Genomic DNA, 13,582 nt, shown 5'->3' with positions numbered 1-13,582 from the left:
GTTCATGAAAACACTGCTTGCTGCGACCGCTTTGACGGCCGCTTTCGTTGCCGCGCCTGCGGTCGCCCGCCAACTGACGATCGACGATGTGTCCACGCTGTCGCGCGTCTCCGCTCCAGCCGTTTCGCCCGATGGGCATTGGCTGGTGTGGCAGCAGCGCGAGACCGACCTGACCATCGATGGCGGTCGCTTCGATCTGTGGCGGCTCGATTTGACGCGCAAAGGTGCCGCCCCGGAAAAACTGATCGCCGAGGCCGACGTCAACGAGACTGCGCCGCAATTCTCGCATGACGGCAAGACCGTGTATTTCCAGTCCGACAAGGGCGGCGAGGATGCGGTCTGGTCGATCGGCATCGCGGGTGGCGCGCCGCTGCAGCTGACCCATTTCAAGGGCGGGATGGGCGGCTTCAAGGTCTCGCCGCAGGACGACAAATTGCTGATATGGGCCGATCGCTTGCCGGGCGCGCCCAGCCTCGAACCGGCGATGATCAAGCGGGATGCCAATGCCGGCAATGGTCGCACTTATGACCAGATGTTCGTGCGGCATTGGGCGAGCTGGGCCGATGGCACGCGCTCGCAACTGTTCGTCCTGCCGCTGACGGCAGCGGGCGCGACGGGCAACGGCTTACCGATCGAAGGCAAGCTGGTTGGGGACGCCCCGTCCAAGCCGTTTGGCGGCGGCGAGGAAGTGTCGTGGAGCGCGGATGGCAAGATCGTGTATTTCGCGTTGCGCGAGGCCGGTCGGATCGAGCCGCTGTCGACCAATCTCGATATTTTCGCGGCACCTGCGGATGGGTCGGCTGCGCCGGTCAATCTTACCGATGCCAATGACGGGATGGACAATCTCCCGACCACGTCACCCGACGGCAAGTATCTCGCCTGGTTCGCGATGAAGCGGCCGGGCTATGAGGCTGATCGGCAAGTGCTGATGCTGCGCGACCTGAAGAGCGGCGCAGTGCGCGCGCTGACCGAAGGCTGGGATCGCTCGGTCGCCTCGATCGCGTGGAGCCCCGACAGCAAGACGATTTTCGTTACCGCCGAGGATACGCAGGAAACGCCGATCTGGTCGGTCTCGCCCGTAACCGGCGCGGTCGCGCGGCTGACCGGGGTGGGCAGTGTCTCGGCCGTGGTGCCGACGCCAACCGGCGTGGTGTATGCGATGAATTCGCTGACCGCGCCCGACGATTTCTACCGCCTGACCGGCAAGAGTTCGGTACGGCTGACCTCGGTCAACGCGGCCAAGCTGGCCGATGTCGAGATGCCGAGCGTCACCAAGTTCAGCTTCACCGGGGCCAATAACGATACGGTGTGGGGCTATGCGGTGAAGCCTGCGGGCAGCACCGGCAAGGTGCCGATCGCGTTCATGGTGCACGGCGGCCCGCAAGGGTCGAGCAACAATAGCTGGTCGTATCGCTGGAATCCGGCGGTGTTCGCGGGCGCAGGCTATGGCCTGGTCGCGGTCGATTTCCACGGCTCGACCGGCTACGGGCAGGGCTTCACCGATGCGATCCGCAACAATTGGGGCGGCTGGCCGCTGGAGGATCTGAAAGCCGGGCTGAAGGCCGCGACCGACAAGTTTGCGTGGCTCGACGCGGACAATGCCTGTGCGCTGGGGGCCTCTTATGGCGGCTATATGATGAACTGGATCGAGGGCAACTGGCCCGATCGCTTCAAGTGCATCGTGCAGCATGACGGCGTGTTCGACGCCCGCGCCATGGCCTATGAAACCGAAGAACTGTGGTTCGACGAGTGGGAGCATGGCGGCCATCCTTATTATGAGGATCCCGCCGCTTTCGAGAAGTGGAACCCGGTCAACCATGTGACCGCGTGGAAAAACGCCGCAGCTCGTCATCACCAGCGAAGGCGATTACCGTATTCCCTATACGCAGGGCATCGCCGCTTTTACCGCGCTCCAGCGGCGCGACATCCCATCGCGGCTGGTGGTGTTCCCGGGCGGCAGCCATTGGGTGCTGAAGCCACGCGAGAGCCGCCAATGGTATCGCGAAGTGCTGGGGTGGATGAACAGGTGGACCGCTCCCACTGCGCCGCAACCCCCGATCGTTGGCGCATCAGGCCGCAAGGGCGGCTGACGCCTGCTTTGACGATCCTGTCCCCGGGCTCCCGGGGACAGGAACAGGCGCGCGGTCGTACGCCTTGGCAATGACGGTTAGTCTTGCGGGGCGAGGACCGGGACTTCGGGCACCTGCGCGGCGTGCGATTGCGGCGCGGGCACGGTTCGGTCGAGCACGTCCAGATAGGCCAGCAGGCCCTCTTCGGCATCAGTGAAGCGGCCGTTGCGATTGCTGGGCTGGCCAGCCGAAGCTCCGGCCTTTTCGACGAACCGGCTGCCCCATTTGTCGGCAAGATGCAGAACCTCCCCGATCCGGAACGATGCATCGTTTACCACGATCGAGGGAAAGGGGAGGCGATAGGCAGGCCCACTCCGGATTGCTGCGGCGACGGCCACTTGGCTCATGTCCACTGCGAGCGGCGAGTCGAACACGGCACCGCGAACCGATCGCAGATAGCTGCGCGGCGAAAGTTGTGCCCACCACGCTATGGCCAGGCATGCCACCCCACGCGCGAGGATCACCACTGGTGCATCGCCGCGTGAAAAAGGTCGCGTCGAGCTGCACCGCCCAGCGGCCATTGTGGAATTTCGAAAGGTCCAGCTCGACCCGGGCGATTGGGGTGGAGGACGGCGAATCACCGCGTACCGATACCAGGATCGGCAGCGGAGTGTCGGTCAGCACGTCGGTAACAAAGACCATGACTGCTCTCCCATCAACTTTGGTGGTCGCTTGCGACTCTCCCGGAGGTCGAGTCGGATTTCGCTTCCACGTATCAAAAGCTATTCCTACTACGGTACTAGGCAATAGAGCTGCGCCAGAGCGTATGCCGGTTGCGCCAGATCGATAGTCTGTCCCGAAGTGCGGGCAATTGGACGCAGGGAAATCTATCTGGGCGCTAAGCTCGGCTATATCGCCGCAGCCGGTGCGTCCTTCTCGGTGAAGTGCACGACATGGGAGATGGATGTGAACCGCGTACGCTCGAGGAACGGCAGCAATGGCATCGGCCCCCGGGGGAGGGCGTGATTGCGCATGTGGCGATCGTCGGCGGGGGGTTCTCGGGGTCGCTCGCCGCAATCAACGTGCTGCGCCATGATGGACCGCGTGCGACCCTGATCGACCAGCAAGCGGATGCAGGCGTTGGCCTTGCCTATGGCGCGGCGCACCCATCGCATCTGCTCAACGTGCGAGCGTCCAACATGAGCGCGTTTCCCGACGATCCGGGCCATTTCGTGCGTTGGCTGGCGAGTCGTGGACACGCGGCGGCGGGGCAAAGCTTTGTGCCGCGCTTGGTTTACGGCACCTATCTGCGCGAACTGCTCGATCGCGTCGCCGCGGATTTTCCCGGCCGCTTGCGGATCGTGCGCGGCGAGGCGGTCGACGTGACAGAGCATCGCGGCGTGCGCGTCCTGCTGGCCGATGGTGCCTCGGTCGAGGCCGATGCCGCTGTGCTGGCGGTGGGCAATTTGCCACCGCATACGCCGGTCGAGCTGGTGGCGGAATCGCTTGGACCCGGCTGCTATGTCGGCGATTGCTGGAGTGCGGAGGCGACCGAAGGCTTGCTCGACGATGATACGGTGCTGATCCTCGGCACCGGGCTGACGATGGTCGATGTCGTGTTGCTGCTGGAGGCAAAGGGGTTTGCGGGGCGGATTATCGCGCTGTCGCGGCGAGGATTGTTACCGCACGCCCATGCTGCACCGGCTGGCGCGTGGACTGCGATTGCGGAGCGGCCGTCGACGGTTCTCTCCCATCTGGTGCGAGCCCTCCGCAGGCGCAGCGCGGCCATCGGCTGGCGCAGCGCGATCGACGAGTTGCGCCCATTCACCCAGGATATGTGGCGCGCCGCCACCGCTGCGGAGCGCGCACGGTTCATTCGCCACGCGCGCCGTGGTGGGACATTCACCGCCACCGTTTGGCCCCCGAAGTGGCCGACCGCATCGCCGCCTTGCGGTCAAGCGGGCGGCTTGAAATCGTCGCTGGCAAGATCGGTCTCGCTGCGACATGCGCCGACGGTGTTGCGGTCGAGTGGCGACCTCGCGGAGAGGACGCGCGACGGACCCGCATCGTTCAACGGATCATCAATTGCACGGGCCCGCAAGGCGATCTCGGTCGGACCAGCGCGCCGATGCTCGGCGCTTTGGTGGCGCGGGGCGTCATTCGCCCCGATACCGCGCGGCTCGGGATCGATGTGGATGAGCAGATGCGGGTGATCGGTCGTGATGGCATGGCCAACCGTCGCCTGTTCGCGCTCGGGCCGATGACGCGCGGCGCGTTCTGGGAAATCGTCGCGGTGCCCGACATTCGCGGGCAGGCGTGGACCTTGGCCCGCCGCCTCTCCAACGCGCATTGGGTGGCGGAAGGGCTGTAGCGGTGGAGCGCCGGGGCCGTAGCTATCGTGCGTCTGAGGCGGCGCGCAGCGAAGTGCCGACCACGGAGAAGAAGGCGCGGCTTTCTGGGGAGTGATCGACATCCCATTCGGGATGCCATTGCACCGCCAGCACCTCGGCCCCGCACGGTTGCGCGCGGATCGCCTCGATCAGGCCATCATCGGCGGCGACCGCCTCCACCGTCAGTCCGCTGCCAAGCCGATCGATGCCCTGTTCGTGGACCGAGTTAACCGACATCCGCTGACGCCCGGTCGCGAAAGCGAGCAGACCGCCGTCGTTCAGCTCGACATCGTGGCGGTGGCCGAACAGCGTGTCGAAGCACCCGTCCCAGGACCCGCGATGATGCCGTCCCCTGCACGAATCGGTCGACAGCGTGCCGCCGAACAGAACGTTGATCTCCTGCAAACCACGACAAATGCCGAACACGGGCTTGCCGGCTTCGATCATCCGTCCGGCCAAGGCGAGCGCGACCTCGTCGCGTTCGCGGTCGATCTGCTGGCCTTCGGGAAGTGCGGCACCGCCATAGCGTTCCGGCGCGACGTTGGAGCGCGATCCCGTCAACAATACGCCGTCGAGCAGGCTGGTGAGCACGGCGATATCGACGGCATCGCGCACCGCCGGCACCAGCATCACCGTGCTGTCCGAAAAGCGCGCAAGGGGGGCGACAAAGCGGGTGGCGACGGTCTGCACCGGCCGCCCCAGTGTTTCGTTGCAGCACAGCACGCCGATGACGGGGCGTTTCGCCACCGTCATGCCGATTGCCCGAGCAACGTCTCGCGCAAGTCCAGCCCCGCTTTGCGATCCAGCCGGAGCGCCTCCGGCTGAACGAGCACGCTGTCCTCGGGCACATCCGAAAGTAGCCAGACATTGCCGCCAATGGTCGATCGCGCGCCGATCGTCACCCGGCCCAAAATGGTGGCACCGGCGTAGATGACGACATCGTCCCCGATGATCGGGTGGCGGGCATGGCGGTGGCGCACGTCGTCGCGGGTCGCCCCGACCGGGCTGCGCGCGCCGAGCGTGACATGCTGATACAGCCGCACCCGCGCGCCGATGATCGCCGTCTCGCCGATCACGACGCCGGTGCCGTGATCGATGAAGAAGCGCGGGCCGATCTGCGCACCAGGGTGGATATCGATGCCGGTGCGTTCGTTGGCGATTTCCGAAATGAGCCGCGCAACGATGGGGGCACCCAGATTGTTCAGTTCGTGTGCGATGCGGTGGTGCAGGCTGGCGATCGCGCCGGGATAGCAGACCAGGATCTCGTCCACGCTGCGCGCTGCCGGATCGCCGAGAAACGCCGCCTCGACATCGCTGTCGATCAAGCGCCGGATGTCGCCGAGCGTGGCCGTGAACAGCCGCACGATGGTGGTGGCATGGTCGGCCTCGAAGGCCCCGGCCTCGCACTGCCAATAGCCGAGTTCATGGCCGATCTCACGCTCGAGATCGGTTATCGCGGCCAGCAGCTTGGCGACAACGAAAGTGTCCTCCTCCGCTACGGGGCCGCGGAAATGGCCGAGGCGACGCGGATACAACGCTGCGGCAAGCAGGGACAGCACCCGCTCCAGCGCCGCGCGCGACGGGAAACTTTCCACATCGCGTGCCTCGTCCTGCCGTGACCGCCATTCCTCGCGCGCCTCGCGCAGATCGGCGATTGCGTCGCCAACGGTGCGCGGGGGAATCGGTGCGATATCGTTGTCGGTGCGTAAATCGGTCACGGGGCCTCCTTTGTGGAGGATATCCTATCGATCCAGTCGGAAATAATAGAAATGCTTCTGGCCGCGCAAGCGCGGGTTTGCGCGCGACATTGCCGTCCGTGTTGAGATTGTACAATCCGCCGATGACTAACCGTATTACGCCATATATCCAGCGCGACCTTCGCCTCCCCAGGGACGGAGCCGCGCTCGACTTTATTGCATGGCCGAAAGGCCATGCCGATCAGATGCATGCGAGTCTCCTTTCTGAACGGTATTGGATTGATATGACCTCAGCCGATCCCTGGAGCCCGTCCAGCTTTACGCCGCCAAACCGCGATATTGCGGAGCCCGCCAGTGACGGTCCGTCGGATACCACGTTCACACGCCGTTTGTTCGGCCGTATCGCCGAGAGCGCTGCCCTCGCAGACGCGCTGGCGCGGGTTTGCGGCAGCGGCACAGCAGAAGGGATTTTGCTTTCGGGGGTGTCCGGCGTCGGAAAGTCGGCGTTGGTACGCCGCTTCCGGATGCTCATGGCGGCATCGCCACATCGTTTCACCACCGGAAAATGCGACCAGTTACATCACAACGCGCCGTTTGCGCCCATTGCCCAGGCTTTGCATGGCCTGACGCATGCGTTGCTCGGCGAAAGCGACGCGACGTTGCAGAACCTACGCGCGCGCTCCTTCCGCAATTGGGGAACGACACGCGATTGGTGGTCGATCTTGTTCCGGATATGGAGATCGTTCTCGGGACGGCGGGTGCGAGAACAGATATGTCGCCCGCGCTTGCGAAAATTCGGCTGCATCAGGCGCTGCTGGCAACCATCGGTGCGCTCGCCACGCGAGAGGCACCGTTGATTCTGTTCCTGGACGATATTCAGTGGGCGGACCCGTTCTCGCTGGAAATGTTGGTCAGCCTCGCCAGGACGCCACCGCAAAACACCCTCGTCATTCTAGCCTATCGCGAAGACGAAGCGCATTTGCATCTGAAGCCGTCCGGGTTTCTGGACGCCATCAAATCGCATGCGCTCCCGGTTACTGAAATCGCGTTGGCACCGCTGCACGCCGCAGCCATCGTGGAAATGCTCGAATCCACCTTTGGCGGAACCACGCGCGATGTCGACGCGCTCGGGCGCGCCGTCCATGCGCGAACCGGAGGCAATCCGTTCTTCGTCCAGCAAGTGTTAAGTGCCCTGCGCGATGCGGGCGTCATCCGATACGATGCTGCCCGGCGCTGTTGGACCTGGACGGGGGAAGGCCTCGAATCCTCGGTGCAGACAGGCAATGTCGTCGACTTTACCGGAAGCCGCGTCGAGCGCTTGCCCGAGGAACAGCGCGCGGTGCTCCAGGCGCTTGCTTTGATCGGCACTCGCGCCGATGGCAGCTTGCTTGCCGCGTTTCTCCGCGTGGATCTTGACCGCCTTACGCACCGGGCGCAGCCGCTCGTCGAAGGCGGTTTTCTCCATCGGGATGCGACACGATATGCGTTCGCGCATGACCGCATCATGGAGGTCGCGATTGCGTTGACGCCAGAAGCCGAGCGACCGGTACGTCATGTCGAGCTCGCCCGGCTGCTGCTGCGTTTGCGTGGCACCGCCTCAGTCAGCGACTTTGACATTGCCGACCATGTGGTTGCGGCGATGGCAAGCGAGATTCCGTCCACCGACAGACCGCTCTTCGCGCGGACCCTGCTCGACGCGGCGGCGCGCGCTCTCCAAACGGCAGCCGTGGACCAGGTCACACGGTATATTGAAGGGGCAAATGCCCTGTTTTCCGAAGCGTGGTGGGAAAGCCATTATCGGTTGGCGTTCGAAATCAACTTTCGCAGAGCCGAGAACCTTTTGCAGATTGGTGCTGTAGAGCGGGCCGAGCACGGGATCGACGCGTTACTGATCCATGCGGCAGAACCTATCGACAGGGCCCAGGCCTACCGCCTGAAGGCCGTTACCCGGACGCTGCATTCCGATTATGACGGTGCGATCGCAGCGGGGCTGGCAGGGCTCGCTCTGCTCGGCGTCGATCTCCATCGTTTTCCCTCACGCGAGGAATGCGACGCCGCCTATGAGCGAGTCCGCGCGGCTTTGGGCGATACCCCGATCGCGAGCCTGGCGGATCTGCCCAAAACCGATGACCCCGCGATCGAGGCGATCATGGGGCTGTTGTCGACGATGGTGGCGGCAATTTTTTCAGATGACGGCCTGCGCTTCATCCACCTTGCCAAGATTGCCGAACTGACGCTGGCGCATGGTGCGACTGCGGGATCGTCCTATGGACTCGCCTGGTTCGGGGTGTTCGTTTGCGATTTCTACGGGCAATATGCCGATGGCCTGGAATATGCCCTGGCCGCGCTCGCGCTGGTCGATCGGCATGGCTTCGAGACGCAGCGGACGGGTACTCTCGTCGCGCTGGATCAGCTCAGCCCGTGGACGCAGCCCTTCTCTTGCGCGATCCTCCGCATTCGCGAAGCGATTGCGGCTGGGTATGCCGCGGGCGATCTTGGCATGACATGTTACGCGCGCAACCACCTTGTGTCGGACCTGTTGATGATGGGGGCACCGCTTTCCCTGGTCGACGAGGAGGCGGAGCGCGGCCTGGATTTGACTCGCCGTATCGCATTTCGCGACATCGAGCTGCTGATCGGCGCGCAACAGGGGCTGGTGCGTGAGCTTAGCAACGGTCACGCGATGGTACCTTTCGAATCCGCGGGCGAGATCACTTCGGCGTCGACTCGCTTCTGGGTTCGCCTGTACGCCGGTATCGCCGCCTATCTTTTCGAAGATTACGCGCGTGCCGAATGGGTGCTCAAGGACGCAGAGCCGCTGGCTTGGGCGCTGCCGGCCAATATCGACCTGACCTATTTCGCGTTATTCTCGGCCCTGAGCATCGCACAGCGCGCCGAAGATGGAGCCGAAGATGGAGATGCGTTGGGTCAGATGGCGATCCACCGCGCCAAGCTGGAGACATGGGCCCGGCTCAACCCGCAGAATTTCGAGAACAAGCTCCTCATGGTCGACGCGGAGATGGCGCGATTGCGCGGCGAGGATCTTCAGGCGCTGCAGCTTTATGATCGCGCGGTCAAAGCGAGCGATGGCTTTGGTCATGAAAGAGCGATGGCGCATGAACTGGCGGCGCGACACTGTACGGCGATCGGGCTTGGCGTGACCGCTGCGTATCATGGCCGGGCGGCACGCACCGGCTATCTCGATTGGGGCGCTACCGCGAAAGCGGCACGCCTCGAAACCGATCACCCGGAATGGTTTGATCGGCAGCGGGTCGATCAGGATCGCGATCTGGATACGATCCTGGATCTCGCCGAGGCCTTTGCCCAGGAGCTTGCTTCCGATCGATTGAACGCGATGGTCACGCGGACAATGATGGAACGCGCAGGCGCGCAGCGCGGCCTGCTGATGATCCTGCGGGATGGCGAACCCGTCATTGAATCGATGGGCGTTGCCACGCGCAATGGCATCGAGCTTGGCAGCGCCGTCGCGATTCCGACTGCCGAGCGCGTGGATCCGACCGTCCTGCAGGCCGTGATGCGCACGCAAAAGCCCGCGATGACGGGGGATCGGGAAAAGGGGTATATTCTGTCGATCCCGTTGCTACAGCGCAATCGGCTCTTGGGAATCGTGCATTTAGAGACATGCGCGGCGGAGATCTGCGCGCCGTCGGGCGTCGCGCTGATCGAGCGCATCGGCGCGGTGGCCAGTATTGCGCTCGACACCGCACACCGGCACGCGGAACTGATGGAGGAGGATGCGCGCCGATCGCAGACCGAAAATGCGTTGCGGGCCGCGCGGGCCGAATTGGCGCAGACATCGCATCTTTCGCTGATGGGTGGGCTTGCCGCATCGATTGCTCATGAGATTGGCCAACCGCTTGCTTCGATCGTTTCGCATGCGGGCGCGAGCATCCGATGGTTGCGGCGGCCGGAGCCCAATATTCCGGAAGCGGTATCCGGGCTGGAGCAGATCAAGGACGGCGGGCTGCGCGCGGCCGACATCGTTCGCGGGCTTCGCGCGCTCGCCAAACAGGAGCCGGCTTCGCGCGAACCTGTAATCCTGAACGCCGTCGTGCGCGATGTCCTTGAGCTGACGGCGGCCGAAATCGACCAGCGCGGTGTCGCGCTCATCGCGCACCTGGACGGAATGGAAACGGTCGTGACCGGCGATTATGTCCAGTTGCAGCAAGTCGTGCTCAACCTGGTCATGAACGCGATCGACGCGATGGTTTCGATCCCCGAGGCCGACCGGATCCTGACGGTAACGACCGAGCGGAGCGAGGGCAAAGCGGTCGTTCGGATTGAGGATTCAGGCACCGGGATCTCCGCCGAGCATCTGACCCGGATTTTCACGCCGCTGTTCACCACCAAGGAGAAGGGGATGGGCATGGGGCTGGCGATTTGCAAATCCATTGTCGACGCCCATGGCGGTGGACTGGTGGCGACCCCTGCCGAAGAGCGCGGCACGGTCTTCACCTTCGGCTTGCCGATCGCCGAGACCGGCAGCGGGAGGTAGTCCCCGATTTTCTGGCCGAGGCGATTACGGTGCGGTCGCCTCGGGCCGCGGCCGACTTTACCTTACCGGCGTAGCGCACGAGGGTCGACGAGTGCGCCGACGAATGACCCTTGGGAGACCACGGGCGAGCGAGTGAAGAGCAACTGCGTGCGAGGTTTTCTTGTGGTGGCGAGCGCGCCGCCCCGTCATTCTGCGCCGACCATCGAACCGCTTCTGTAACCATTGTCGATGGAGCGGCGAAATAGCGGTTCGGAGGATGTGATGAACGAACCCGAATTCCATACAATGCTAACGACACTCAGCGTTGCGGTGCAGAGCTTTCGTGAATTGTCGTTGAGGTGCGGCCATGCGCTGGCGGGCAATCGCAGCGATGGCATCGAGGTGTATTACATACTTGCCGGGACAATGCGGCTGAAGATTCCCCGTCAGTCCGATCGGCTGTGCGGCGAGGGGACGCTGATCTTGCTGCCGCCCGGGCTGGAGCGCACGATCATACCCGCCGAAGGGATGGACGCCGATTGCGTTGCCAGCGAGCTCCGGATCGCGATGGGGGTGGTGACCGCACGCGTCAGTGGCACGTTCGAGTTGCTGGCTTCGGCGAGCGATCCCATCGTCTCGGTCCTGGCTGAACCGCAATTGATCCAGCAGATGTGTGGCCTGATGACTCGTCAGGCAGCCGCACCGGGGCAGGGATCCCGTGCGCTGGTCGATGCTTTGATGAAAGTGTGCATCGTGATGGCGTTGCGGGACGCGGTTGCGCGGTCTGAAGGCGATGCTGGCCTGTTCGGCGCGCTGCGTGACCCGCGTCTGGGCAAGGCGATCGTGGCGGTCATCGAAAATCCGGCGGCCCCGCATACGGTATCCAGCCTGGCGTTCGCGGCGTCGATGAGTCGCTCCGCCTTCGCGCGAGAATTTGCCGCAAAGCTCGCAATGACGCCGATGGCGTTTGTTGCTCGAACGCGGCTTCGGCAGGGTGCCGATCTGCTCAACGGGACGCGACTGCCGGTCAAGATGATCGCGTCGAATATCGGCTTTGCCAGTCGCAGCCATTTCAGTCGGGCGTTTTCGGCAGCCTATGGTGCCGACCCCAGCAGCTTTCGCCGCATGGCCGCGTCCGAATCGTCCTTTCCCACTTATTCCAACGCCGGAGATCGATCATGACGGGAGTATCTGCTCGAATTGTTCTGGGGGCGGGGCTTGCAAGCGGACTCGCCGCGACGCTGGCCATGGTATCGCTCCTTCCCGCAACGGCGAACGCGGCGGGTGCTGCAGGCCCAACGGTCGTCGAACTGTTCGAGAGCCAGGGCTGTTCGAGCTGCCCTCCGGCAAACGCCAACCTCAATGCGATTGCCGACCGGCCCGACGTCCTCGCGTTGAATTTCGCGGTGACCTACTGGGATAACCTTGGCTGGAAGGATACGTTCGCGCAACCGACGTTCACTGCGCGGCAATGGGATTACGCGCACGCTGCCGGGCGCGGGCAAGTGGCGACACCGCAAGTGATTATCGATGGGCACGACACCGTCGTCGGCAATGATGCGCACCAGCTCGCCGCGGCAATCCGGGCCAGCCACCGCGCCGCATCGGCACCTGCCATCGTGCGCAACGCGGGGGGCGTGACGGTGGCCGAAGGCAGCGTCGCGACCCCAGCAACGGTGTGGCTGGTACGTTACGACCCCCGCACGCAATTGGTGCCGATCCGCGCCGGCGAGAATGGCGGGCGCACCTTGCCACACCGAAATGTTGTCAGGTCGCTCGTCGCGATCGGCACCTGGACCGGGCGCGCGCAATCCTATCGCATTGCGCAGCCCGCCGGGCCCGGCTTGCGCGAGGCCATTTTGGTTCAAGCGGGCAAGGGCGGCCGCATTCTGGCCGCGCAGCGGCTATAGCGAGGCGCTGGTGCCAGATCGGCGAGCGTGCGGGACGCCTGAAAGCGCATCGACGATCGCCGTCCGCATCGGCTTGGCGGTGAAGTCGCGGTTATAGGGGCAGGGTCGCCGGAGGGCCTTATCCGGGCGGGGCTCGAACCCCTCGATCCAGCTGTACCGGTCGGTCATGCCCCACACCAAAATATCGCGAAGTTGCGGATAATCGAGCATGACGTCGAGATAGGCGTGCGTGAAATCCGCAACAGCGCGGTCGCGGGGTGCCGGGTCGGCGGGCAGGGCGTTGTCGCGTACGTCGAGTTCGGTGATGACGAGGCGATAGCCCATTACGGTCACCGCATCGAGGAACCGTGACCAATCCGGCTGCAACTGCCCGACGATGCGCGCGGTGTCCGGGCCCTGCGTTATGATGTGGGATTGGACGCCCAGCGCATCGACCGGCACGCCGCGCGCCCGGAATCCTTCGAGCAGCCGCAGCACCCCTGCGCGATGGGCGGCATTGCCGGGCTCCCAGCTCATATAGTCGTTATAGACCAGTTGGGCGTGCGGCGCGCTGGCGCGCGCGGTGTGAAAGGCGTGGTCGAGTGTCGTCGTCGCACCGCCCAGCGCGCGGGACAAAGCGGTCTCATAGAGGGTGCCGTCCGCGGGGTTTACCGCTTCGTTGACCACATCGTAGCTTTCGATGCGGCTGCCGTATCGCGTGCAGACCGTATCGATATGCTGCGAGAGAAGGCGCGCAGCCTCAGATGCAGGACGGGCCCCGAAATCGTGGCTTTCTTCCCAGCGCGGCATCCATTTCGGTTGATGCCACAACAGATTGTGCCCGCGCACGGCAAAGCCCTTGGCCTGCGCATAGGCCATCATCGCGTCGAACCGACCAAAGTCGAACCCGTCCGGCGTCGGGCGCAGCGCCTGCCATTTCATTTCATTTTCGGGAACGAGGATGGTGCATTGGGATTCGAGCAACGCAGCATAAGGCGGGTTGGCGAACGTCCCGCCGTCGTGCCCCGGCGGGCCCAGGCCC

Annotated in this window: 8 protein-coding genes and 2 pseudogenes; 6 read left to right on the top strand and 4 right to left on the bottom strand. The window is 64.3% G+C overall.

Annotated features, from left to right (window positions below):
• Positions 1-4: 4 nt before the first annotated feature.
• A pseudogene (locus NW75_RS03995) lies at positions 5-2,090 on the top strand (prolyl oligopeptidase family serine peptidase).
• A 77-nt stretch (positions 2,091-2,167) separates the two neighbouring features.
• On the opposite strand, the gene NW75_RS03990 reads toward NW75_RS03995, so the two are convergent.
• Complete coding sequence (locus NW75_RS03990) at positions 2,168-2,593, bottom strand: alpha/beta hydrolase (RefSeq protein WP_197057703.1); 426 nt, start codon at positions 2,591-2,593, stop codon at positions 2,168-2,170.
• A gap of 498 nt (positions 2,594-3,091) precedes the next feature.
• On the opposite strand from NW75_RS03990, the pseudogene NW75_RS03985 reads away from it, so the two are divergent.
• A pseudogene (locus NW75_RS03985) lies at positions 3,092-4,440 on the top strand (FAD/NAD(P)-binding protein).
• A gap of 22 nt (positions 4,441-4,462) precedes the next feature.
• On the opposite strand, the gene NW75_RS03980 reads toward NW75_RS03985, so the two are convergent.
• Entirely contained in the window at positions 4,463-5,212 is a 750-nt protein-coding gene (locus NW75_RS03980) for a gamma-glutamyl-gamma-aminobutyrate hydrolase family protein (protein ID WP_171010474.1), read from the bottom strand.
• Positions 5,209-6,177 carry a serine O-acetyltransferase EpsC gene (gene epsC, locus NW75_RS03975; protein WP_033963928.1) on the bottom strand — a complete coding sequence of 323 codons (969 nt, stop codon included), beginning with the start codon at positions 6,175-6,177 and terminating at the stop codon, positions 5,209-5,211. Before epsC ends, NW75_RS03980 begins: the two co-directional genes overlap by 4 nt.
• Before the next feature lie 122 nt (positions 6,178-6,299).
• On the opposite strand from epsC, the gene NW75_RS25830 reads away from it, so the two are divergent.
• From NW75_RS25830 to NW75_RS03960, 4 genes are all read left to right on the top strand, one after another.
• Entirely contained in the window at positions 6,300-7,013 is a 714-nt protein-coding gene (locus tag NW75_RS25830) for an AAA family ATPase (protein WP_156142959.1), read from the top strand.
• The gene (locus NW75_RS27215) at positions 6,929-10,672 is read left to right on the top strand and encodes an ATP-binding protein (RefSeq protein ID WP_269430268.1); all 3,744 of its coding nucleotides are present in this window, start codon (positions 6,929-6,931) and stop codon (positions 10,670-10,672) included. Before NW75_RS25830 ends, NW75_RS27215 begins: the two co-directional genes overlap by 85 nt.
• Positions 10,673-10,933: 261 nt before the next feature.
• Positions 10,934-11,833: a helix-turn-helix domain-containing protein gene (locus NW75_RS22685; RefSeq protein ID WP_171010476.1), complete on the top strand. Its 900-nt coding sequence runs from the start codon at positions 10,934-10,936 to the stop codon at positions 11,831-11,833.
• On the top strand, positions 11,830-12,561 hold the full coding sequence (locus tag NW75_RS03960) for a DUF1223 domain-containing protein (protein ID WP_033963927.1): 732 nt from the start codon (positions 11,830-11,832) through the stop codon (positions 12,559-12,561). Before NW75_RS22685 ends, NW75_RS03960 begins: the two co-directional genes overlap by 4 nt.
• On the opposite strand, the gene NW75_RS03955 is transcribed toward NW75_RS03960, so the two are convergent.
• On the bottom strand, positions 12,556-13,582 hold a 1,027-nt coding region (locus tag NW75_RS03955; RefSeq protein ID WP_033963925.1), incomplete at its 5' end, for an endo-1,4-beta-xylanase. The two genes, NW75_RS03960 and NW75_RS03955, sit on opposite strands and share 6 nt — an antisense overlap.

The sequence above is a fragment of the Sphingomonas sp. Ant H11 genome (genome assembly GCF_000797515.1).
Taxonomy (GTDB): domain Bacteria; phylum Pseudomonadota; class Alphaproteobacteria; order Sphingomonadales; family Sphingomonadaceae; genus Sphingomonas.
The sequence above is the reverse complement of the archived record's forward strand: the minus strand, read 5'-3'. Positions and strand labels throughout refer to the sequence as shown.

Bases quoted from the DNA above. Each gene is read 5' to 3' on its own strand.
- NW75_RS03980 (WP_171010474.1), bottom strand. From the start codon at position 5,212: ATGACGGTGGCGAAACGCCCCGTCATCGGCGTGCTGTGCTGCAACGAA.
- NW75_RS25830 (WP_156142959.1), top strand. From the start codon at position 6,300: ATGACTAACCGTATTACGCCATATATCCAGCGCGACCTTCGCCTCCCC.
- NW75_RS27215 (WP_269430268.1), top strand. From the start codon at position 6,929: ATGTCGCCCGCGCTTGCGAAAATTCGGCTGCATCAGGCGCTGCTGGCA.
- NW75_RS22685 (WP_171010476.1), top strand. From the start codon at position 10,934: ATGAACGAACCCGAATTCCATACAATGCTAACGACACTCAGCGTTGCG.
- NW75_RS03960 (WP_033963927.1), top strand. From the start codon at position 11,830: ATGACGGGAGTATCTGCTCGAATTGTTCTGGGGGCGGGGCTTGCAAGC.